The following is a 22,760-nucleotide window of genomic DNA, read 5'->3' as shown; positions in this document are numbered from 1 at the left end:
ACGGTACAAGTGCCTAGACTCGTGAGGACGACCCGGAGGAGGCGAGCACGATGTCGGTGACCGCACCGCTGCCCGCTGGCGAGCCCATGACCTGGGAGCAGTACGAGGCCCTGCCGGAGGACCACCGCCGTGAGTACATCGATGGCCTGGCTGTCGTGACGCCGAGCCCGGACCTGCACCACCAGGACATCTCGTTCGCCCTGGTCGCGTCGTTGCGCACCGTTCTCCCGCCGACCCACCGAGCGACCTTCGCCTGGGCGTGGAAGCCGGGGAAGGACGAGTTCATCCCCGACGTCATGGTGTGGGCCCGGGCCGATGAGACCGGGACGAAGCGCTTCACCGGCACCCCGTCCCTCGTCATCGAGGTCCTGTCCACCAACCGCAGCGACGACCTGCTGCTGAAGATGGCCAAGTACGCCGCGGCGGGCCTGCCCCGCTACTGGATCGTCGACCCCCGCGAGCGCACCCTGTCCGTCCACGTCCTCGACGACTCGGGCGTGTTCCGCGCCGACCGCGTCCTGCGGGACGGCGACCCCACCGTCCCGCTCGACGTCGGCCCGGCGACCCTGGCCCTGGACCTCGGCGCCCTGCTGCCGTAGGCCCTACCGCGCGCCGCCCGCCGCGACCGCCGCGGGCTGGTCGAGCAGCACCGCGTTGACGAACTCCGTCGCCCAGGCGAGCATCTCGGCGTTCTGCAGCGGTTTGCCGCCGATGCGCGCCGTCATGGGCGCCGGCACGAGCGCGACGTCGAGGGCGGGTTTGAGGATCGTCCCCGGGTAGAGCCGCTTGAGGCGCAGCTCCTTGGACTCGGGCAGGCTGATCGGCGCGAACCGGACCTGCTTGCCCATGAGCGCCACCTCGCGCAGGCCGCCCTGGCGGGCGGCGATGCGGAACTTCGCGACCTCCAGCAGGTTCAGCACCGGCTGCGGCGGGGTGCCGTAGCGGTCGACGAGCTCGGCGTGCAGCTCGACGAGGTCGTCGGCGGAGTCGGCCGCGGCCAGCCGCCGGTAGGCCTCCAGGCGCAGCCGCTCGGACGGCACGTAGTCGTGCGGCAGGTGCGCGTCGACCGGCAGCTCGATCTTCACCTCGGTGGGTTCGGGTTCGGCGTCCTCGTTCTCCGCCCCCGGCACCTTGTTGCGGACGTCGGCGACGGCGTCGGCGACCATCCGCATGTAGAGGTCGAACCCGACCCCGGCGATGTGCCCGGACTGCTCCCCGCCGAGCATGTTCCCCGCGCCGCGGATCTCCAGGTCCTTCATGGCGACGGCCATGCCGGAGCCGAGGTCGGTGTGCTGGGCGATGGTGGCGAGCCGGTCGTGGGCGGTCTCGGTGAGGGGTTTCTCCGGCGGGAACAGGAAGTAGGCGTAGGCCCGTTCCCGGCCGCGGCCGACGCGCCCGCGCAGCTGGTGCAGCTGGGACAGGCCCATGGTGTCGGCGCGTTCCACGATGAGGGTGTTGGCGTTGGAGATGTCCAGGCCGGTCTCGACGATCGTCGTGCAGACGAGGACGTCGAACCGCTTCTCCCAGAAGTCGACGACGACCTGCTCGAGGCGGTGCTCGCCCATCTGCCCGTGCGCGGTCGCGATGCGCGCCTCGGGGACGAGTTCCTTCAGCCGCGCCGCGGTCCGCTCGATGGAGGAGACCCGGTTGTGGACGTAGAAGACCTGCCCCTCGCGCAGCAGCTCACGGCGGATGGCCGCGGTGATCTGCTTCTCCTCGTGCCCGCCGACGTAGGTCAGGACGGGGTGCCGCTCCTCCGGCGGGGTCGCCAGGGTCGACATCTCCCGGATGCCCGTGACGGCCATCTCCAGGGTCCGCGGGATCGGGGTGGCGCTCATGGCGAGCACGTCGACGTTGGTGCGCAGCGTCTTCAGCGCCTCCTTGTGCTCGACGCCGAACCGCTGCTCCTCGTCGACGATCACCAGGCCGAGGTCCTTGAACTTCACCTCGCCGCTGATGAGGCGGTGCGTGCCGATGACGACGTCGACCGACCCGTCGCCCAGCCCCTTGATCGTCTCCTTCGCGTCCCCGCCCGGGGTGAACCGGGACAGGGGTTTGACCACGACGGGGAACTGCGCGTACCGCTCGGCGAACGTCTTGTAGTGCTGCTGCACGAGCAGCGTCGTCGGCACCAGGACCGCGACCTGCTTGCCGTCCTGCACGGCCTTGAACGCCGCGCGCAGCGCGATCTCGGTCTTGCCGTACCCGACGTCACCGCAGATGAGCCGGTCCATGGGGACCGGTTTCATCATGTCGGCCTTGACCTCGTCGATGCTGGCGAGCTGGTCGGGCGTCTCGACGTACGGGAAGGCGTCCTCCAGCTCGCGCTGCCAGGGGGTGTCGGCGCCGAACTGGTGGCCCTTGGTGGCCATGCGCGCCGAGTACAGCCGGATGAGGTCGCCGGCGATCTCCTTGACGGCCCGCCGCGCCTTGTTCTTCGTCGCGGTCCAGTCCGAGCCGCCCATCTTCGACAGCGTGGGGGCCTCACCGCCGGTGTACCGGGTGACCTGGTCGAGGGTGTCGGAGGGTACGAAGAGCCGGTCGCCGGGCTGCCCGCGCTTGCTGGGGGCGTACTCCAGCACGAGGTACTCGCGGGTCGCGCCGGAGATCGTGCGCTGCACCATCTCCACGAACCGGCCGATGCCGTGCTGCTCGTGGACGACGAAGTCGCCGGGCCGCAGCGACAGCGGGTCCACGGCGTTGCGCCGGCGCCGCGGCGCCATGCGGCGCATGTCCTTCGTCGACTGCCCGCCGACACCGGTGATGTCGGACTCGGTCACCAGGGCCGCCTTGAGCCCCTCGGCGACGAAGCCGTGCTCGACGCTGGCGGTCGTGACGGTGACGACCGACGGGGCGGGTTCCTCGACGAGGTCGTCGACCAGCCGCGCCGGGACGTCCTCCCCGGAGAGCATCTCCACGAGGCGCTTGGCCGGGCCGTGGCCCTCGGTGGTCACGACGATGCGCCAGCCGGCCGAGGCGAGGTCGCGCAGCTCGCGCAGCGCCTTCTCCGTCTCACCGCGGTAGCCGGTGACGTCGCGCGCCCCGACCCGCAGGATCCGCACGTCCTCCAGGTCGCGCAGCTCCTCGTCCTCCACCAGGGAGGTGATGGACCACCAGGGGCGGCCGGTGGCCTCGGCGTGCGCGCGGACCTCGGCGAGGGTCGCGAACGAGGACGCCCCCAGGTCCACCGGCGTCTGCCCGCCCGAGGCGGCGTTCACCCACGCCGCGTCGAGGAACTCCGCGCCGGTGGCGACGAGGTCGTGGGCGCGGGCCCGGACCTTCTCGGGGTCGGCCAGCACCACGTGGGTGCCCGCGGGCAGGACGTCCAGCAGCGGCTCCATGCCGTCCACGAGGGCCGGGGCCAGCGACTCCATGCCCTCCACGGCGATGCCCTCGGCGAGCTTGGCCAGCACGTCCGCGGCGCCGGGCAGCGTCTCCGCCAGCTCCCGGGCGCGCTCGCGGACGGCGTCGGTCAGCAGCAGCTCCCGGCACGGCGGGGCCCAGACCCCGTCGGGCTCGACCTCCAGGGTGCGCTGGTCGGCCACGGAGAAGGAGCGGACCTCCTCGACCTCGTCGCCGAAGAACTCCACGCGCAGCGGGTGCGGTCGGGTGGGCGGGAAGACGTCGAGGATGCCGCCGCGCACGGCGAACTCGCCGCGGCGCTCCACCATGTCGACGCGCGTGTACGCCGCGGCCGCGAGCGCCTCCACGGTGGCGTCCAGCCCGACCTCGTCCCCGGCGCGCAGCCGCACCGGCTCCAGGTCGGCCAGCCCCTTCACCAAGGGCTGCAGCACGGCCCGCACGGGCGCGACGACGACGCGGACCTCCCCCGTCGTCGGGTCGTCCGGGGACGGGTGGGCCAGGCGGCGCAGCACGGCCAGGCGCTGGGCGACGGTGTCGCTGCGGGGCGAGAGGCGCTCGTGGGGCAGCGTCTCCCAGGCGGGGAACTCCGCGACGGTGTCGTGCGGGAGGTAGCAGCGCAGCCAGGTGGCCGTGTCCTCGCACTCGCGGCCGGTGGCGGTGACGACCAGCAGCGGCCGCTCGGCGGCGAAGGCGGCCAGGAGCGCGGGGCGCACCCCGACGGGGGCGACGACGTCGAGGGCGCTGCTGCCACCGTCGTGGGCGGTCTCGACGGCCGCGCGGACGGCGGGGTCGGTGCGCAGGACGTCGAGCAGGCCGGTGAGGCTCACGAACACTCCGGTGTCGGGAGGGGCATCGAGGGGGTGCGACCAGCCTACGACCGACCGCCGACACGGGCCCCGCGGCGTTGGAGCGGTGGGCCCCGGCACCCCGGTCGCTACTGTCGCGGCGTGTCCGACCACGCCGTGCACTCCCCCGACGAGCCGCTCCCGACCCGCCGGACCCGCCGGACCCACCGGACCCGCCGGCGCCGCGCGGGACGCCGGCGGGTCCTGGTCGCGCTGGGCGTGGTCCTCCTCGTGCTGCTGGCGTGGGTCGTGGCGGTCGCCGTGTCGGGGTACCAGGCGGGCCGGGCGCTGCAGCGGGTCGCCGACCGGGTGCCGACGCTGGAGCAGCAGGTGCGCGCGCAGGACTTCGCGGCGGCGACGGGCACCGCGGCCGCGGTCGCGCGGGACGCGGCGGCCGCCGACCGGGCCACCGGGCAGTTCCCGTACCGGTGGGCCCAGCACGTCCCCTGGGTGGGTGACCAGCTGGCCGCGGTCCGCGGCGGCGCGCACGCGGCGGCGCTGCTGGCCGGCCCGCTGCCCGGCGCCCTGCAGACGGCCGGGAACGTCGTCGCGGACGGCCTCGTCTCGGCCGACCAGCGCGTCGACGTCGAGGGCCTGCAGGAGCTCGCGCCGGTCCTCACCGACTACCGGGGCCGCGTGGAGGCGGCCCGCTCCGCGCTGCGCGAGGGGGACAGCCCCCGCGTGCTGCCGGCGATCAGCAGCCGCCTGGCCCCGGTGGCCGAGCAGCTCGACGAGGTCGCCGCGCCGCTGGACACCGCGGTGCGGGTGCTGCCGCAGCTGCCGCCCCTGCTGGGCGCCGACGGGCCGCGCACCTACCTGGTGGCGTTCACCAACCCCGCCGAGATCCGGCCCGTGCAGGGCATCGTGGGCGCCTACGCCTACCTGACGATCGACCGGGGGGCGATCTCGCTGACGGCGACGGGCACCGACAACGACCTGTACGCCGCCCGGGCGGACACCTCCGCGGTGAGCGCGGAGTTCGCGGCCCTGTACGGCCAGGACACCTCCATCGTGCAGAACGTCACGGCCGGCGGCAGCGCCGACGAGGCCGGGGCCCTCACCGCGTCCCTGGTCACCGACGCCGGGCTGCCCACCCCGGACGTCGTCGTCTTCGTCGACCCCGTGGGGCTGGCCCAGCTGCTGGGCGAGGACCACGCGCCGCTGCAGCTGGGCCCCTTCGGTGAGGTGGAGACGTCGGACCTGGCGAGGGTCCTCATGTACGACGCCTACGTGACCTACGGGGCCGACCAGGACGCGCGCAAGGCGTTCCTGGCCGCGACGTCGGCCGCCGCCTTCGAGGCGGTGCTCTCCGACGGCCTGTCCACCGCCGCGCTCGACGGCGCCCGCGCGGCCGTCGACTCCGGTCACCTGGCGGTGTGGTCCTCCACCCCGGCCGAGCAGGAGGCCCTCGTGGCGGCCGGGGTCGCCGGGGTCCTGGGCGACCCCGCGCAGGCCGGTCCCGTGGCGCGGGTGGGCCTGACGAACACCGAGCCGTCGAAGCTGGACTACTGGGTGCAGCCGGCCTTCGAGGTGTCGGCCCCGTGCACCGCGGCGGGCCAGGGGCGCAGCTCGCTGACGCTGACCCTGACGAACACCGTGCCCGAGGACGTCCCCGACTACGTGGCCAACGCGACGGCCCGCCGCGCGGCGGACCGGCGGACCGCGCAGGAGACGGTGTCGCTGTGGGTGGCGCCGTGGGTCGGGCTGGAGGGGGCCACCGTGGACGGCGAGGCGGTGGGGACCGCGGTGGACTCCGAGGAGGGCTGGCGGCTGGTCCGGCTCACGGTGGACCTGCCGCCCGGGACCCCCGTCGTCGTGCGGTGGTCGTTCAGCGGCTCCGCCGCCGCCCTCCCGCGCACCGTCACCGGCCCGACGACGGCGAGCACACCCGAGGTCACAGCGGGTAGCTGTACTCCATGAGCGTTCGCCCGTCCGTGTGGATGTCGTCACTCCGATCGCAACACGTCACACGAACAGGGGCGATCAACTGGACTGCCGGGGTGACGTTCCGTCATCCTGGGGGGCGCCTCGCGATCACAGGGTTCGCCGAGGCACCGATAGTGGGGGGAACCACCGTGCGCAAGACCACCGCCCGCCTGGCAGCTGCCGGGGCCCTGACCGTTGCCGCTCTCGGCGCCACCTCCGGGGCGGCCTTCGCGAGCAACTACGCGCCGGCCACGCCGACGCCGAGCGTCTCCGACGTCGTCACCCCGTCGGCCAGCCCGACCACCTCGCGCTCCACCACGCCGGCCGCCGTCGCCGACACCGGCGACGAGCTGGCCTACACCGGCGCCGACGTCCTGCCCTGGGCCGCGGCCGGCACCGTCCTCGTGCTGGGGGGCGCGGGGATGGTCGTCGCGAGCCGTCGCAAGCCGGGGCGCTCGCACTGAGCTGACCGACCACCACGAAGGGCCGCCGGGATCTCCCGGCGGCCCTTCGTCGTTCACGCCGGTCCCCGGTGGTGGAGCCGGTGGCCGGGGCGGCTCAGCGTCCCGCCAGCGCCTCGACGAGTGCTCGTGAGGCCAGGGGGGCGATGTTGTTGGGGTCCTCGTACGACAGCTCCAACCGGACGGACACCGTCAGCTCCTGCTCCGGGTAGGCCACGACCTGGGCGATGGCCGAGAAGTGGCCGTACCCCTCGGCGTGACGAACACCGTCGGCACCCGTCCAGCAGGGGCAGTAGGCCCACACCCCGAGCCCGCCGTCCTGGGCGTCGAGCGTCGTCATCCGGTCCACGAGGTCCGCCGGCAGCAGGGTCCGCTGCACCAGCAGGGCGTCGTAGAACCTCGTCAGGTCCGACGCCGTCCCGGTGACGTCCCCGGAGCCCTGCCCGACCCAGCCCGGCACGGCCGGTTTGTCGGCGTGGAGGGACGGCGTCCCGGCGCGCGCCGAGATCCGGTCCACCAGGGCCGGCCAGCTCTCCCCGGTGACCTCCTGCGCGGCCAGCGACAGCCAGAGGTAGTTCGCCGTGCTGTAGCGGTACCCGTCGACCCGCGGCTGGTCCAGGGACAGCTGCAGGTACGACTGCGGGGTGTAGCTCGTCAGGGCGTTCCAGGCCGGGGAGTCCTGCGGCCCTCCCAGACCGCTCGTGTGGCTCAGCAGCTGCCGGACGGTGGGACGCGCGCCGAAGCGCGTCGCGTCGATCCCCGGGACGTCCGGGACCGGCTCGTCCAGCTGCAGGCGCCCGGCTGCGACCTGCTCCAGCACGACGGCCGCGGTGACGGTCTTGCTCACCGACAGCCAGTCCTGGCGGGCGCCGTCGGCGGGGCCGACCTGCCCCCCGCGGACGTACGTGCCCGACCACGTGCTCTGCCCGGAGCGGACGGTGACCTCGGCCCGGTCGACCATCGGGGACGCGGCGCCCCACTCCTGCAGAGCGGTTCGGAGGTCTCCCGACGGCAGGTCCGCCAGCGGGGCCGACCGGGGCGCGAGCCGGCCGGAGGTGTCGTCGTCGGGGGTGCCGACGACGACGCGACCCGACGGCGGCGGGAGCGCGGCCAGGGCACGGGCGCTGAACACCTGCGTGAGCAGCACGCACACGACGGCGAGGGGCACGCTGGCGCCCACCACCGCGCGCAACGCCGCGGCGCCGGCCGCTCGCGGGCGACCCGGGAGGGGCACGACCCGGACCGACCGGACCGCGGCCACGTCCTCGACCCACCCGAAGGCGAGGACGGCGACGGCGGTCAGGACCACCGTCCCGCCCAGCAGGAGGGCTCCCGAGCGGTGTCCGGTGCTGATCCCCAGGAGGGTGCCGACGAGCAGGATCGCGACGGGGTGCCAGAGGTAGATGGTCATGGCCCGACCGCTGACGAGGGTCGTGGCCCGTCGGACCGCCGCCGCCCGAGCGCACCGGAGCACCAGCGGGGAGCAGCTCGTCAGCAGCGCGAGCCACGCTCCACCGGTCAGCACGAGCGTGATCCAGGACGCGGTGACCGGCTGCCCCTGCCACCAGGACGTCCTGCTCCACAGCAGGGCGCCGCCCATGAGCACCGCGCCGCACACGGCGAGGAGCAGGGAGTGCCTGCGCGCCGGGTTCGGCGTCGGCCAGTCACCTCGCCGGCCCGCGGCGATCCCGAGGACGACGAACACGCCGTAGCAGCAGTAGTCGCCCAGCCCCGACGTCAGACCGGAGCGGTGGACGGGCTGGAAGTGCTCGAACAGCTCCAGCCCGACGGCGGCCGCGGCCAGGACCGCGCAGCCGACGGCCGGTCGCGCGGCGAGGCGGCGGAGCAGCGGGCTGGTCAGGAGGAACCACACGTGCGCCCGGACGTACCACAGGTGGGACGACAGCCACCCGCCGTCCACGCCGGGACTCAGGGGGTCGGCCAGCGGGAGGATCCAGGGCAGCACCTGGCGCCAGCCGGGGAACGGCACCTCGACGTCGGACCAGGTGGCGAACAGCACCGCCGCGATCCCGAGCGACGCCCCGAAGAACCACAGCGGGACGAGGATGCGGCGCAGGCGGTCGAGCAGGACGGAGGCGCCGGGCGTCTGCCGCGCTCCCAGGAGGTAACCGGAGCAGAAGAACAGCAGCGGGACCGCGGGCAGCAACCACGTGATCCACGGTGCGGCGACCGCGTGCCAGGCGACGACCCGCAGCAGCCCGAGGCTGCGCAGGAGGTCGATGACGGGGTTGCGCGAGGTGGCGGGGCTCACGGGAGCCGTCGGCCGGGTGACGGCTGCCGCGGTGGGGCCGCTCACTCGTCACCGCCGCGTCGCACGGACCTGGGGGGAGGCGGTGTGCCCGGGGACGTCCGGGAGCCCGACGGGTCGGTTGGTCGCACGGTGCGCACGCACCCTTCTCGAGGACCCACCGGGGTGGGGCTGGGATGGACGGACCACGCCGGAGCACCGGCGCGGCGCGGGAGTTCGAGGGCGTCGCGGTGCGACGTCGAACTCGTCGTCAGGACGCCCGCAGGTCGATGGTGCGGGCCTCGGGACGGCGGGGACGGGGCAGGTGCGCACGGTCCACCGGGACCGGGGGCGACGTCCGCTGCCACAGGACGGGGAGCTGCACGTACGCGGTGACGAGGTTCAGCGTCAGGACGGCCCACCACTCCCCGAGACCGTGGGTCAGCGCACCGTGGATCAGCCCCGTCCACAGCAGCAGCTGGCTGACGGTGATCCACACCTTGGCAAGACGGAGGATCTGCGAGGCCAGCGGCGCCGCTCCCCTGCCCGCTGCACCGGTGGGCACCCACTCGCGCGTGCGGCCGCGGACGACGTGGAAGATCGCCACCGCGTGGGCGAAGGAGTAGAGGAGCTGGACCCTCAGGACCTCCAGGCGCCACCTGCTCCTGAAGACGACCGGGAGGAGCACCAGCCACAGGACCAGGCTCCCCAGGAGCCAGACGCTGTTGACCGGGTGGACCATCGACGGGAACAGGAGGACCATCGCGATGGCCGGCACGAGGGCGAACGTGGCGTTGACGCCCGTGCTGACGTAGTAGAGGAACCCGGACCAGAAGCACAGGCGCTGCCGGAAGGTGATGTGCGGTTCGCGGTGGAAGCTGCGGTCCATCAACAAGGACATCGACCCCGTGCACCACCGGTACTGCTGGTTCAGGAAGCCGGACAGGCTGTCCGGGCAGACGCCCTTGCTCACCAGGATCGGCACGTAACGCACGTGGAACCCGACGCGCAGCAGGTTGACACCGGTGTGCACGTCCTCGGAGTGACCGATCTGGGCGAACCCGCCCGAGCGCTCGAGGGCGGCCCTGCGGTAGACGGCACACGTCCCCACGCAGATCGCCGCGTTCGAGCGGTCCCGGGCGGGCTGGATCCAGCGGTAGAAGAGTTCCTGGGTCGCGCCGGCGCACCGCTGCAACCACCCCAGCGACGTGTGGGTGTCGAAGAACTGCGGGCTCTGCACGATGCCCACCGAGGGTTCCTCGAAGTACGGCACCAGCTCGTGGAGGTAGTCCGGACGCGGGACGAAGTCGGCGTCGAAGACCGCGATCAGGTCACCGTCGGTCACCCGGTACCCGTGGCCGAGGTTCCCGGCCTTCTTGAGGTGCCCCCTGTCCGGTCGCACCTCATAGCGGAAACCGTGGGCCTGCGCCAGGGCCGCGACGTGGGACCGGTCGCTGTCGTCCAGGACCACCACCGTGAGCCGTCCCGGCCACTGGAGCGCGGCCACGTGGCGGAAGGTGTTGGCGATGAGCTCGACCGGTTCCCCGGCCGAGGGGAGGAAGACGTCCACCGACGGGTGGGCGTCCGGACGGTACGCGGCGACCCTCGCTGCGTGGTCCGACCGGCTGGTGCGCTTGCCCCGCAGCGACGAGCTCAGCGACACCACCTGGGTCAGCGCGTACAGCACCACGGGGACGAGCAGGATCGACGTCCACACCCGGGAGGTGGCGAAGGCGACGAGCGAGTAGGCGATCATCGTGAACGACAGCGCCTGCACCACGAGGAGCCACCGGTGCTGCCGGCCCATGTACCACTGCTTCTCCGCGTCGTCCGGGGGCGACGGGAGGTACCCCTGGACCTCCGTGCCGCGGGGCGCCACGGTGAGCGTCGCCCCCCTCGCCCCTGGTGTCACGGACGCGCCTCGGCGACCTCGACGGCGGTCAGGTCGATGACCACCGGAGCGGCCGCGGGACGCGGGGCGGGGACGTCGGCCACGTCGACCACGCGGGGCCGGGGGACGGCCACGGTGATCCCAGGCACCTGCAGCCGGGCGAGCGCACGCAGCGCGGCCGGGACGGTCTCCATCAACGGCACGGCGAGCATGGACACGACGATGACGACCGCCCAGCCGAGCAGGGCCCACGCCACGTTCCCGAGCGTCACCCCGACCCCGATCCCGAGGGCCATCACGGTGGCCAGCGCCACCTGCGGCCGGAACACGGCGAGGGAACTCCCGGCTCCACCCCGGCCGCCCTTCGGCGTCACCTTGAACGACAGCCGCTTGCCGCGGACGACCCCGACGAACGCGAGGAAGTAGACCGGCTGGACGAAGATGCCGATCAGCCGTCCGGGCAGCATGACCCCGCGCTCGATCCCCGGCCGGACGTTGAGGCGGTTCATGAACCAGTTGTGGACGTTGCGCCACACCAGGTACGGACCGTACGCGACGACGAGCGGCAGGAGCTCGATGTCCGCCGAGGCGATGCCGGAGACGAAGTAGAACAGCAGCAGCGCCGCACCGACCACGAAGGCCACACCGCTGAAGTAGTTCTGCTGCAACCAGAGGTAGAGGATCCGGCCCGGCCAGTCCAGGCTCCGCAGTCGTCCGGGGGTGATGCGGGCGAGGATGTCGAAGCAGCCGAAGGCCCAGCGCATCTGCTGGTTGACGTAGGCCAGCCAGGTGGTGGGTCCCTCACCGATGGCCAGCGGCTGCGGGACGTACGTGCTCTTCCAGCCGGCCGCGTGCAGCTTGATCCCGGTGGCGAGGTCCTCCGTCAGGTGCCCCTCGTAGAACCCCTCGGCCTGCAGCGCGGCGACCCGCACCACGTGGTTGGCGCCGAGCATGAGCGCACGACGCTGCCCGCTCAGACCCCGCAGCACCGAGCCGTAGAAGGAGTACAACTGCTGCGCCGCGGCCCTGGCCACGAAGGAACCGGTGTTCCCGTAGATCTGGGGGGTCACGACCCAGGCCACGTCGGGGTCGTGGAACTCGGCCAGCGTGGTGGTGAGGAAGTCCGTGCGGACGGTGAAGTCCGTGTCGATCTGGGCGACGAAGTCGTACCGACTGCCGTGGGCGGCGTACCAGGCGTTGTGGTTCCCGCCCTTGGTCCGGGCCGCGAAGACCCCGCCGTCTGTGTTCCACTCCGGGTGACCGGACCGCGTGAAGTAGTGGACGCCCAGTTCCCGGCACAGGGCCTTGACCGAGTCGTCGTCACCTTCGTCCAGGACCCAGGTGTCGTGCTCGTAGTCCGCGGCCTGCATGGCCCGCAGGGTGTTCTCCAGCATGCTGATCGGCTCGCTGCCGGGGACGAAGGTCGTGATGAAGGCGACCCGGCGACCGGGTTCCAGCGCCGGCCGGACCACCTCGGGACGGACGGTCGCCGCCAGGACGTGGCTCAGCGCGTCCATGACGATGCGGTGCCAGATCACCGCGGACAACAGCACGAAGAGCGTGATCTCCAGCCAGCGGCCGCGCGGCAGGCCCGTGCTGACGAGCCGGTCGGGGTTGAACCAGTACGTGGCGAAGAACAGGAGGGAGGAGGCGCCGAAGACGATCGACGCGGTCCACAGGCGGCGTCCCCGACGGGTCATGCCGGAACCTCGCGTGCGCAGGTGGTGTTCACGAAGTGCCTTCCATCGGTTCGGGGCGCAGGCTGCCGGTCAGCACGGGTGCGCTGGGACGTGCCCACGGGGCGGTGTCGGTGCGACAGCGAACCTCGAGGCGACCGCCTCGCTGTCAGGAAGTTAGGTACGGGGCATGCGCGCGACAAGCGCCGTGACCCGAACGGCACTCGGCGCGGACCCACTCGGCCCAACGGCGGGCGAGTATTCACCTGCACAGCGTCACCTCGGGACGTCGAACGCGTCCGTCTCCGCAGCAGTCGCCTACTCTGAGTACGTGCCCGCCCCTCACCGTCCCCCGCCCCACGAACTCGTCGACGTGGCCCCGAGGACGACGACGCGTCGCACCGCGGTGGCGGCCCTGGTCGGGACGACCGTGCTGTTCGGAGGCGGCTGCACCAGCGGCTCAGGAGGGAACACGGACGGCGCGAGGCCCCCGGCGACCCCTGCGCGGAAGCTCGTGTGGGAGGACGACTTCGACGGGCCGGCCGGCGCTGCGCCGGACCCCTCCAACTGGACGCCCGAGCACGGCGGGGGTGGCTGGGGCAACGGGGAACTGCAGACCTACACCGACGACATCGCCAACCTCGCCGTCGACGGTGCGGGGAACCTCGTGATCACGGCTCGTGCGCTGACGACGGGCGCGGGCACGTCGTGGACCTCGGCCCGCATCACGACCTTCGGGAAGCGGACCGTCACGAACGGACGGGTCGAGGTCCGCGCGAAGGTTCCCCGGGGGCAGGGGATCTGGCCGGCCGCCTGGACCCTCGGCCAGAACATCCAGGACGTCGGCTGGCCCGCGTGCGGTGAGATCGACGTCGTCGAGAGCATCGACGACGCGACCGAGGTCCTGCAGACCGTGCACGGCCGCAGGGCCGACGGCGAACGCTGGTACCGGACCCTCACCGAACCGGTCTCCGCACCGTTGTCGGAGGACTTCCACGTCTACGCCGCGGACTGGACCCCCGACGCGGTCGTCTTCTCCGTCGACGGCCGGACGACCGGTCAGGTGCGCCGCAGCGACCTGGGCGGGGACGAGAAGTGGCCCTTCGACGCGGCGCAGTACGTGCTGCTCAACGTGGCCGTCGGGGGGCGGTTGCCGGGGTACCCCGACGACACGACCCCCACCACCGCGTCCATGCTCGTGGACCGGGTCAGCCTCTACGAGTGAGGGGTTGCACCAGCAGGTCCGGCAACCCCTCCGGAACGCCCCGCGGGAACAACGCCCCCACCTGGTTCCGGTACCGCCCGATGACCCCGGCCTTCCCCGCCGGGACGGCGAACCGCGTCGCCCCCGCGGGCACCCCCGCCTCCAGCACGTAGGGCACGTCGGCGTACCGCACGACCCGCTGCCCCGTCCGCCGGCCGGCCCGCACGGCCGCCTCCCCCACGAGGACGTGGTCGACGTGCCCGCCGATCCCGAGGGGGGCGACGAGCACGGTGGGCAGTCCGGAGGGTTCGGCGAGCAGTTCGGCGAGGAGCCGGTCGACGGCGGGGACGGCGGGGTCGCGGCGGGACACGACGCCGCGGGACAGGTGGAACTTCCACGTGGGGTAGACGTGGGCGAGCTCGGGGACGAGGGCGGGGACGCGGGGGTGGCGGCGGAACAGGGCGTCGGGCAGCCCGGCGTGCAGGGCGCGGGCGCCGCACGCCGCGACGGCGTCGGTGTCCTCGGCCCGCCGCTCCGCGAACAACCGCGGCGCCGAGGTGGCGCCGCACTGGCGCAGGAACGCCCGCGCGGACAGCGTCAGCGGCGCGGAGCACTCGGTGAAGAACGTCGCGACGGTCGCGGGCCACCCCCGCTCGGCGAGCGCCTGCAGCAGGTTCCCGCAGGACAGGACGCCGTCGTCGAGGTGCGGCGACAGGACGATCCACCGGGAGGGCCCGTGGGCGTCGAGGTCGAAGGGGGGCAGGTCGTCGTGCACGTCGCTCACGCTCCCGCCCGCACGGTCGCGAGGCGCCGGTACAGGTCGTCCTGGCGGCGCGCCACGTCGTCCCAGTCGTAGCCGCGGGCGTGGTCGCGCCCGGCGCGGCCCATCGCCTCGACGGTCGCGGGGTCGCCGGCCAGGGCCGCCAGCGCCTCTCCGTAGGCGTCGACGTCGAAGGCGGGCACGAGGACGCCGGTGCCGGGGACGACGACCTCGCGCAGGGACGGGATCTCGAACGCCACGACGGGGGTGCCGCAGGCGAGGGACTCGGCCGCGACGATCCCGAACGTCTCCTGCCGCGAGGGCATCGCCACGAGCAGGGCGGTGGCCAGCAGCGCGTACTTGGCCTCACCCTCGACGCGGCCGGCGAACACGACGCGGTCGGCGATGCCGAGGGAGGCGGCGAGCGCGGCGACGGCGGGGCGGCCGGCGCCGTCCCCGGCGACGACGAGGCGGCCGGGCAGCCGGTCGGCGACGGCGGCGAAGGCGGGCAGCAGCAGGTCCAGCCCCTTCTGCTCCACCTCCAGGCGGCCGAGGAAGACGACGTCGTCGCCGCGGACCCCGCGGGCGTCGAAGGCGTCGCGGACGACGCCGTTGGGCAGGACGACGACCTCGGCGGCGGGGTTCATGTCCCGCAGCCGGTCCCCGAGGTCCTCGGACATGGCGATGAGGGTGCGGTGCCGGCGGACGCCGAGGTTCTGCACCCAGTGGAACGGCAGGTGGTACTGCCGGGCCTTCTCCTCGGCGCCGAGCCACTGCACGACGGCCACGACGGGGGTGGTCGTCCACAGCTGCGGCAGGAAGCTGCCGACGGGGGCGCCGAAGTCCTCGACCACCAGGTCGGCCTCGTAGCGGCGCAGCGCGAACGGCACGGCGAGGAAGTAGCTGACGATGCCGCCGAAGTAGCCCAGCGGCAGCCCGACGGGGACCCAGCGGACGCCGTTCTCGACGCGTTCGACGGCGCCGGGGTAGCTGGACACCAGGACGGTGACGTCGTGGTCGCGGGCGAGGCGCTCGTCGATCTCGCGGGTGCGGACCGCTCCCCCGCCCGAGCCGGGTTTGCGGGGGTCCTCGAACCCCAGGTGCAGGATCCGCAGCCGGCGCGCGGGGTCGGTGACGTCGGGGGCCGCCGTGGGGGCGCCCACGGCCCGCAGGCCCAGCAGCGCCAGCCCGGCCCCGACGACGAGGGCCAGCAGCACCCAGGCCACCGGGTGCGGGCGCAGGGGCAGCAGGGCGGCGGCGAGCAGGACCGAGCCGGCCAGGACGGGCAGCGGCAGCGCGAACGCGGGCCGCCACGTGCGGGGGACGGCCAGGAACAGGGCCAGGGCCGTGAGGACGAACCCGGCGAGCGCGCCCGCGGCCAGCCCGGGGACCCCGCCGAGGAGGTACCCGGCGACGAGGGCCACGACGTGCCCGGCCAGGGCCGCGGTCTGGGCCAGGACGGACCGCCGGTACAGGGCCCGGGCCTGCACGTGGGTGGCGAGCAGCACGACCCAGCCCAGCACGAGCCCGGCCGCGGACGTCCACGGCAGCACGCCCGACAGCGCGTAGCCGGCGGGGAGGACGACGCCCAGCAGGGACGACGGCGCGACCGTCAGCGCGGCCGCGTAGGGCGCGCACAGCAGGGCGTAGGCCACCGAGGTGCGGCGCAGGACGCGCGCGGACCCGGCGGGGTCGCGGACGACGACGGCGAACACGGACGCGCTCAGGGCGGTCGCCACGAACAGCGGCACGCGGGAGACGATCACGGCCGCCTGGTACGTCGAGGCCTGGGCGGCGTCGTCGGCCAGGACGGCGACGAGGACGAGGTCGGTGGAGGTGAGCACGGCCACGAGGCCCTGCACCCCGACGACGCCGACGGCCGGCGCCCACAGGCGGCGCAGCCGCAGGACGCCCCGCACGGGGCGCAGGTCGCCGCGGGCGACGACGACGCCGACGGCCACGAGCAGCAGGGACCCGGCGAGGAAACCGCCCAGGGCACCGGCGGCGCCGGCCCCGGCGACGACGAGCACGAGGCCGACGACGACCTTGGCCAGCACCTCCCCGATGCGCCCGGCGCCCAGGAGACCGAGGCGTTCCTCGCCCTGCAGCAGCCCGACGCCGGTGGCGGAGCAGAACACCAGGAACACCCCGGCGGCCAGCACCAGGCAGGCCGGGCCGGAGGCGAAGCGCGTGCCCAGCAGGTACGTGACGAGGCCGCCGGCGGCCCCCAGGACGAGGTTGGTGCACACGGAGAACCACAGCGCCGCGCGGCGGTCGGCGCGCGAGCGCGCCTCCAGCAGCGCCTGGGCCAGGACCCACGACACGGACGTGCTGGCGACGGTCCCGGCGGTCAGCAGCAGCGCCTGCCCCGCACCGACGACCGCGAACTGCGCGATGGGCAGGACGTGCGTCAGGACCAGGGAGAAGGCGTAGTTCACGACCCCCACGACGAGGGAGGCGATCGTCAGGACGCGGGCGCCCCGGGCGGTCGCGGTGGTGCTCACCGGGCCCCCGTCAGCAGGTCGGCGCTGGTGGCCAGGCGCATCCGCGAGCACAGCGCCAGACCGAGCCGGTCCATGACCTCGGAGGCGACGGCCTGGTCGCACCCGTGCAGCAGGACGTGCAGGGTGCCGTCCTTGACGACCCACTCGTCGGAGCGGCGCAGGACCTGCGGCAGCCGGGTCAGCAGCGCCTCGCGGTCACCGCCGAAGCCGCGCAGGTCGGCCTCGACGAGGACGGACAGGTCGCTGGACTCGCGGCGCGAGCGGGCGCGCCGGGCGTCGACCTCACCGGCGACGACCCCGGCGAGGCGTTCGGCGCTGGTCTCCCAGGAGAACGACCCGGCCCACTCGCGGCAGCGGTCGGCCATCGCGGCGGCGGCGCGCGGGTCGGCGAGGTCGCGCAGGGCGGTGTCCAGGCCCGCGGCCAGGGAGCTGCCGGTGGGGATGATCCAGCCGGTGCGGCCGGGGACGACGGAGTCGCGCAGCCCGGGGACGTCGTAGGCGACGGCGGGGACGCCGGCGGCGTTGGCCTCGATGACGGTCAGGCCCCAGCCCTCGGCCTGGGAGGGGGCGGCGGTGACCCAGCCGGCGGCCAGCAGCGCCTCGCGCTCGGCGGCGGAGACGAAACCGTGGAAGGTCACCACGTCCTCGAGGCCCAGTTCGCGGGAGCGGGCCTGCAGCGCGGCGCGCTCGGGGCCGTCGCCGGCGATGTCGACGCGCAGGTCCGGGTGCGCGGCGAGCAGCTCGGGCACGGCCTCCAGGAGCAGGTCGAACCGCTTGTGGCTGACGAGGCGGCTGACGACGACGACGTGCGGGGTCGCCGAGCGGGTCCCCGCGGGGACGGCGGGGGCGTGGGCGGTGCCGTTGGGGACGACGTGGATGGGGCCGCGCAGCCGCAGCCGGCGGCGCACGTCGCGGCGGGTGGAGGGTGAGACCGCGACGACGGGCCGGGCGCCGTAGACGCGCCGGGAGGCGGGGCCCTCGAGGAACTGCCCGATGCGGCTGAACGGCCAGGAGAAGTGCAGGGCGAACTGCTCGGTGTGGACGTGGTGGACGACGAGCACGACGGCCCGCCGGCGGCCGGCGAACAGGGGCGCGAAGAACGGGATGCCGTTCTGGAAGTCGACGACGGCGTCGAACTCGCGGCGGTGCCGGAGCAGGAACCAGGCGGCGGCGAGGTACACGCCGAAGGTGCCGCCGCCGCGGACGACCCGCATGCCGCGGTCGACGTCGGTGCGCGCCGAGCCCTCGTGCCGGGCGGTGAACAGCGTCACGTCGCTGCCGCCGGCGACGAGCCGTTCACCGGTGTTCCAGGTGTAGACCTCGGCGCCACCGGCCAGCGGGTGGGTGCGGTCGCGCCAGTTCAGCAGCAGTACCCGCCTGCCCTGCAACGGGAAGAGCGCCTCCTCGGCGGGCGTGCGGGTCTCGACGGTCATGCGGCGCTCCCGGCGGGGGTGGGCCAGCGGTTCGCGGCCCGGTGGATGCGGACGGTGTCGGAGAAGGAGCGCAGGCCGTCCCGCAGGGGCGAGAACGTGGAGCCGGGGACGTCGGTCCACAGCACGGGGACCTCCACGATGGGGTGGCCGGCGCGGCGCATGCGGGCGAGGAGCTCGACGTCGAAGCTGAAGCCGTCGATGGTGCAGTCGTCGAGGACGGCGCGCACGGCGCGGCCGTCGAAGAACTTGAACCCGCACTGGCTGTCGGCGACGTCGGGCAGGAGGGAGCGGGCCGCGAGGCGGAACACCGACCCGCCGAGGCGGCGGAAGGAGCTCTGCTTGACGACGCGGTCGGCCTCGCCGGCGTTGCGGGAGGCGATGACGACGGGCGCGCCGTCCGCCAGCAGCGGCAGCACCCGGTCCAGGGTGTCCATCGGGGTGGCGAGGTCGGCGTCCATGAACCCGACCCAGCGGGCGCAGCTGGTGGCGAAACCCCGGCGCACGGCGCTGCCCTTGCCGCGCTGGCGGCAGCCCAGCAGGTAGACGGGGACCTCACCGCGCGCGGCGGTCGCCAGGTCCGAGGTGCGGTCGACCGACCCGTTGTCGACGACGACCACGGCGCTGGTCAGCGGGAGCCCGGCCAGGTGCTCGACGGCAGCGGCCAAGGTGGCGGGCAGCCGCTCCTCCTCGTCGTAGGCGGGGATGACGACCTCGAGGTCGACGGCGGGGCGGTCGGTGGCGCTGAGGCCGTCCTGCAGCCCGCCGTGGCGGGACGCGACGTCGACCCCGGCGTCGAACCCGTCGACGGGGGTGTCGATGGCGGCGTTGGCGCGGGCGAGCGCCTCGAAGGCCGCCAGTTCCCGGGCGACCGCCGCGGGCGCGGGACGGCCCGGCGTCCCGGGCACGTCGAGGACGTCGGCGCGTGGACCGGTCTGGTCGCGGGGCACGTCGGGCATCACGGGAGGACTCGCTTCGTGGTCGGCGGGGTGCCGGTGGCACCCGGTACGTCCTGGTGGATCGGCCGCCGGGTGGCGGACCGTGAACGCCGGAGGGGTCCCGGCCGCGTTTCGGGCCCCGGTTTCCCCCGACCGGGCCAGCGGGCCGGCCGGTGCGACCGGACCCGTTGCGGCCCAGCGGGTCGGCAGCGGCGCCGGGGCCGGTGGCGAACGGGTGGCGCCGGGTCACGCGCCGCGGCCGGCCTCACCCGGTCGCGCGGGGGCCCTCACCCGTCCGGCGCAGCGCCGGTCCGGGCACCGGCGCGCGCCGGACGGGTGCGGGCCCGGAACGCTGGAGAAGACCGCCCCGGTGGCCGATCAGAACCGGGACACCCGAGCCCCGACCACCGCTGGAGAACCCCCGATGGCCCTCGCCCTGCGCGCCGGCGCGTCCCGACCCGCACCCGGGTCGCACCGCGCCACCGCCGCCGCGGCACGAGCGGCCGGCTGGGCCCGGCTGCGGGCCCACGGGCCGGCCCTCGCCGTCCTCCTCGTGGCGCTGGCCGCGCGGCTGCACCGCATCGACACCTCCTACGAGATCCACATCGACGAGGTGTCCTACGCCGACACCGCGACCGCCGTCGCGGACGGCGGGGGCCTGACGATGTTCGGCGTCCCCTTCCACCTGCACCCGCCGGGCTACTTCGTGCTGCTGGCGCTCGTGGAGAAGGTCCTCGCCGTGGTCGGGATCACCGAGCCGGACCGGTTCGCGCAGGTGCTGCACCTGCGGCCCGTGGGGGCCGTGCTGGGGTCGGTGACGTGCGCGCTGGTGACGCTGCTCGTGGCCCGCCTGGCCGGCTGGACCCCCGCGGTGCTGGCCGGGCTCGTGCTGGCCCTGGACCCCTTCGCCAACCGCTGGGACACCCGGGTCTTCCTGGAGGCGCCCGCGACGCTGTTCAGCGTCGCGGCGGCCAGCTGCCTCGTCGCGGTGGTGCAGCGCGAACGGCCCCGCGGGCGGCTGCTGGTCGGGACCGGGCTGGCCGTCGCGGCCTGCACGCTGTGCAAGGAGCCGTACGCGTTCCTGTCCGTCCTGCCGTCGACGGCCCTGTTCGTGACCGGGCGGCTGGCCCGCCGCCGGGACACCGGCACGGTGCTGGGGGTCGCGGTCGCCGCCAACCTGGGGCTGCTCGCGGCGCTGGCCGCGGCCGGGGAGCTGGGCGACTGGTGGACCGAGCAGGGCAGCGGGCTGCGGCGGCTGGTGGGGCTCGACCAGCACACCGGGTACAACGCGCCGGGGGCCCAGTCGGCGTCGTCGAGCATGACCGAGCACCTGGGCACGTTCGCCCCCAGCGTCGTGCTGGCCCTGGTGGGTGCGGTGTCCTGCGCGCTGGTCCTGCTGCCCCTGCTCCCGCGGCTGTGGCGCACGCGGCGGCTCCTGGACGACCCCGTGCGCGCCGGCCGCGCCGTCACGTCGCTGTGGACGGGCTGCGCCTTCGCCTACGTCGGGTACGCCTTCTGCTTCGGCACCTTCGAGGAGCAGAACGTCTCGATGCTGCTGGCGCCGTCGGCGACGGGTTTCGGGGTGCTCGTGGGGCTGGTGCTGACCCGCCCGAGCCGGGTGCGGGTGGTGGCGACCGGGCTCGTCGTGGGGGTTCTGGTGGGGGTGCAGCTGACGTCCTGGGCGACGGTGCACAGCCGTCACGACGACTCGTACGTGCAGCTGAAGCGCTTCCTGGACGCCCGGGTGCCGCTGGACGCGCGGATCGCGGCGACCGAGGAGACCGGGCAGTTCCTCTTCGGCGACCACGACCTGTCCGGCGCGCACACGACGGCGGCGCTGACCTCCGAGCACGTCGACTTCGTGCTGCTGTCCACCGAACTGGTCTCGCGCGGGTACGGGACGGCGTCGCCGGAGCTGCTGGAGGCGCTGCAGCGGCGCGGGACGCTGGTCTTCACCTCGACGGGTCAGTCGTTGGGCCGTCTGCAGCTGTGGGACGTGCGGTCGGTGACCGGTGGGAGCGGACGGGTGAACGACCTGGAGCTGCCGGCCGTCCCCTGACGTCACGCTGCGCGAGGACGGGGCCGGGAACGGCGGCCCTGCACGGGTCCGCCCGGGGGACGGGGGCTACAGACCGGCCCCCCGGTGCCGAGGACCAGGGGGTGTTCGCAGGGATCCCCGTCGACCGGCGCCGCTTCCTGGCCACCGGTCTGTCCAGCGCCGTCCTCGGCGCCCTGGCGGCGACGGGCGCACCCGCGGCGTGCGCCGTCCCGGGCGGACGGCGCACGGTGAGCGGTGCCGCGGCGGCCGGCGTGCCGGTGCGGACCGCGCCGGTCGTGGGGGTCCTGGGCTCCGACGCGCGCACCGCACCGGACCTGTCCGCCGCCGGCCTGACCTCGGTCACCCTGCAGGTCGCCTGGGACGCGGCCCAGCCCGTCGCGGGGGCGGCCCTGGCCGCCGGCTACGTCGCGCGGCTGAGGGCCCGCACCGCCGCCTACCGCGCGCAGGGCCTGTCTGTCGTCCTGGACACCGGGCTGCAGTACCCGCCGCAGTGGGTGCTGGACCTGCCCGACGCGCGGTTCGTCGACCAGTTCGGCGCCCGGCACACCGCGACCACCGAGTCCGGGGAGAACGTCCCCGACGCCGTGTGGAACCCGAAGGTCCGCTCGGCCCAGGCGGCGTACCTGTCGGCGCTGGGCGCGGCGCTGGGCCGCGGGACGTTCTCCGCGGTCCGCGTCGGCGGCCTGCTCACGGGGGAGCTGCGGCTGCCCCGCGACGCCCACGGCGCGATCGAGGCCACCACCGGGACCGGCTCGTGGTGGTCGTTCAGCCGCTACGCCCAGGCCTCCTCCCCCGTGCCCGGCTACAAGCCCGGCGTCTGCCCGCGCGACCGGGCCAAGGACGCCCGGTTCCTGGAGCACTACCTGTCCTCCCTCGCCGCCTACCAGGACTTCCTCGTGGGGGCGACGGCGGCGGCGTTCAGCGGCGACCTGCTCGTGCTGTACCCCTCGTACGCGGTGCGCCCCGGTGACGTCGCCGGGGCCGTCGCGGCGGCGCTGTCGCGCGGGGCGGTCCGCTACTCCGAGCTCGTCCAGGGCCTCGACGTCGCCCGGCTCGTCGCCCGGCTGGCGACGTACCGGGTGCGGGCCGTCGTGTACTCGACGTGGCTGGACGGCCCGCAGTTCGGCACCGCCGACGGCGACCTGTCCCCCGTCGCCTACCTGGCCCGGCTCGCGGCACCGCTGAAGCTGTCCGTGGGCGGGGAGAACTCCTCCGACTCCGCCGAGGACCTGGCCGCGCTGCGGCTGTGCCAGCAGCGGGCCAAGGCGCTGGGGCTGAGCCACGTGTTCTGGTTCAACGACGTGACGGTCAACCGCGACCCCGTCCTTGCGCGGGCCCTGGCGCGCACCTTCGCGCCGTGACCGGCGGGCGCTGACCGGGGGCTGACCGGGGGGCGGGCGGGGGTGGACGGGGCGCGCGCTACGGTGCGGTCCCCCGCGGCACCCGAGGAGCGAC

At 74.5% G+C, this 22,760-nt stretch carries 14 protein-coding genes; 6 read left to right on the top strand and 8 right to left on the bottom strand.

All coding sequences use genetic code 11. From position 1 onward, the window contains the following. Positions 1-50 precede the first annotated feature (50 nt). Positions 51-599, top strand: coding sequence for a Uma2 family endonuclease (locus BJ968_RS17395; protein ID WP_179753975.1), 549 nt, complete (start codon positions 51-53; stop codon positions 597-599). A 3-nt stretch (positions 600-602) separates the two neighbouring features. Here BJ968_RS17395 and mfd read toward each other — a convergent pair whose 3' ends face one another. Then, positions 603-4,190 (bottom strand): transcription-repair coupling factor, encoded by a 3,588-nt coding sequence (gene mfd, locus BJ968_RS17390; protein ID WP_179753973.1) that lies wholly within the window; start codon positions 4,188-4,190, stop codon positions 603-605. A gap of 120 nt (positions 4,191-4,310) precedes the next feature. Here mfd and BJ968_RS26870 point away from each other — a divergent pair, with 120 nt between their 5' ends. Together BJ968_RS26870 and BJ968_RS17380 are read left to right on the top strand one after the other, a co-directional pair. Further along, positions 4,311-6,128: a DUF4012 domain-containing protein gene (locus BJ968_RS26870; RefSeq protein ID WP_179753971.1), complete on the top strand. Its 1,818-nt coding sequence runs from the start codon at positions 4,311-4,313 to the stop codon at positions 6,126-6,128. Between the two features lie 140 nt (positions 6,129-6,268). After that, positions 6,269-6,598 carry a hypothetical protein gene (locus BJ968_RS17380; protein WP_179753969.1) on the top strand — a complete coding sequence of 110 codons (330 nt, stop codon included), beginning with the start codon at positions 6,269-6,271 and terminating at the stop codon, positions 6,596-6,598. Between the two features lie 94 nt (positions 6,599-6,692). On the opposite strand, the gene BJ968_RS17375 is transcribed toward BJ968_RS17380, so the two are convergent. The 3 genes from BJ968_RS17375 to BJ968_RS17365 form a co-directional block, all read right to left on the bottom strand. Continuing rightward, complete coding sequence (locus tag BJ968_RS17375) at positions 6,693-8,867, bottom strand: acyltransferase family protein (protein WP_179753967.1); 2,175 nt, start codon at positions 8,865-8,867, stop codon at positions 6,693-6,695. A gap of 247 nt (positions 8,868-9,114) precedes the next feature. Continuing rightward, on the bottom strand, positions 9,115-10,755 hold the full coding sequence (locus BJ968_RS17370; RefSeq protein ID WP_218885135.1) for a glycosyltransferase family 2 protein: 1,641 nt from the start codon (positions 10,753-10,755) through the stop codon (positions 9,115-9,117). Next, complete coding sequence (locus tag BJ968_RS17365) at positions 10,752-12,434, bottom strand: glycosyltransferase family 2 protein (RefSeq protein WP_179753963.1); 1,683 nt, start codon at positions 12,432-12,434, stop codon at positions 10,752-10,754. The genes BJ968_RS17370 and BJ968_RS17365 overlap by 4 nt, the downstream gene beginning before the upstream one ends. Before the next feature lie 307 nt (positions 12,435-12,741). Between BJ968_RS17365 and BJ968_RS17360 the strand changes: the two genes are divergently transcribed. Continuing rightward, positions 12,742-13,635, top strand: coding sequence for a family 16 glycosylhydrolase (locus BJ968_RS17360; RefSeq protein ID WP_179753961.1), 894 nt, complete (start codon positions 12,742-12,744; stop codon positions 13,633-13,635). Here the strand turns inward: BJ968_RS17360 and BJ968_RS17355 are convergent. From BJ968_RS17355 to BJ968_RS17340, 4 genes are read right to left on the bottom strand one after another with little or no spacing between them, the layout of a single operon-like run. Beyond that, positions 13,619-14,398, bottom strand: coding sequence for a PIG-L family deacetylase (locus BJ968_RS17355; RefSeq protein WP_179753959.1), 780 nt, complete (start codon positions 14,396-14,398; stop codon positions 13,619-13,621). The genes BJ968_RS17360 and BJ968_RS17355 overlap by 17 nt on opposite strands. Then, positions 14,395-16,878: a glycosyltransferase gene (locus BJ968_RS26865; protein ID WP_179753957.1), complete on the bottom strand. Its 2,484-nt coding sequence runs from the start codon at positions 16,876-16,878 to the stop codon at positions 14,395-14,397. The genes BJ968_RS17355 and BJ968_RS26865 overlap by 4 nt, the downstream gene beginning before the upstream one ends. Further along, a complete protein-coding gene (locus BJ968_RS17345) occupies positions 16,875-18,311 on the bottom strand; it encodes a glycosyltransferase family 4 protein (RefSeq protein WP_179753956.1) in 1,437 nt (478 codons plus the stop codon). The genes BJ968_RS26865 and BJ968_RS17345 overlap by 4 nt, the downstream gene beginning before the upstream one ends. Continuing rightward, positions 18,308-19,267, bottom strand: coding sequence for a dolichyl-phosphate beta-glucosyltransferase (locus tag BJ968_RS17340; RefSeq protein ID WP_179753954.1), 960 nt, complete (start codon positions 19,265-19,267; stop codon positions 18,308-18,310). Before BJ968_RS17340 ends, BJ968_RS17345 begins: the two co-directional genes overlap by 4 nt. Positions 19,268-19,670: 403 nt before the next feature. Here BJ968_RS17340 and BJ968_RS17335 point away from each other — a divergent pair, with 403 nt between their 5' ends. Together BJ968_RS17335 and BJ968_RS17330 are read left to right on the top strand one after the other, a co-directional pair. Next, positions 19,671-21,305, top strand: a complete 1,635-nt coding sequence (locus tag BJ968_RS17335) for an ArnT family glycosyltransferase (protein ID WP_179753952.1) — start codon at positions 19,671-19,673, stop codon at positions 21,303-21,305. Between the two features lie 101 nt (positions 21,306-21,406). Beyond that, the gene (locus BJ968_RS17330) at positions 21,407-22,666 is read left to right on the top strand and encodes a hypothetical protein (RefSeq protein WP_179753950.1); all 1,260 of its coding nucleotides are present in this window, start codon (positions 21,407-21,409) and stop codon (positions 22,664-22,666) included. The last annotated feature ends 94 nt before the right edge of the window (positions 22,667-22,760 follow it).

This window comes from Kineococcus aurantiacus (assembly GCF_013409345.1).
GTDB lineage: Bacteria > Actinomycetota > Actinomycetes > Actinomycetales > Kineococcaceae > Kineococcus > Kineococcus aurantiacus.
Note: the sequence above shows the minus strand (reverse complement) of the source record. Positions and strands in the feature narration are given on the sequence as shown.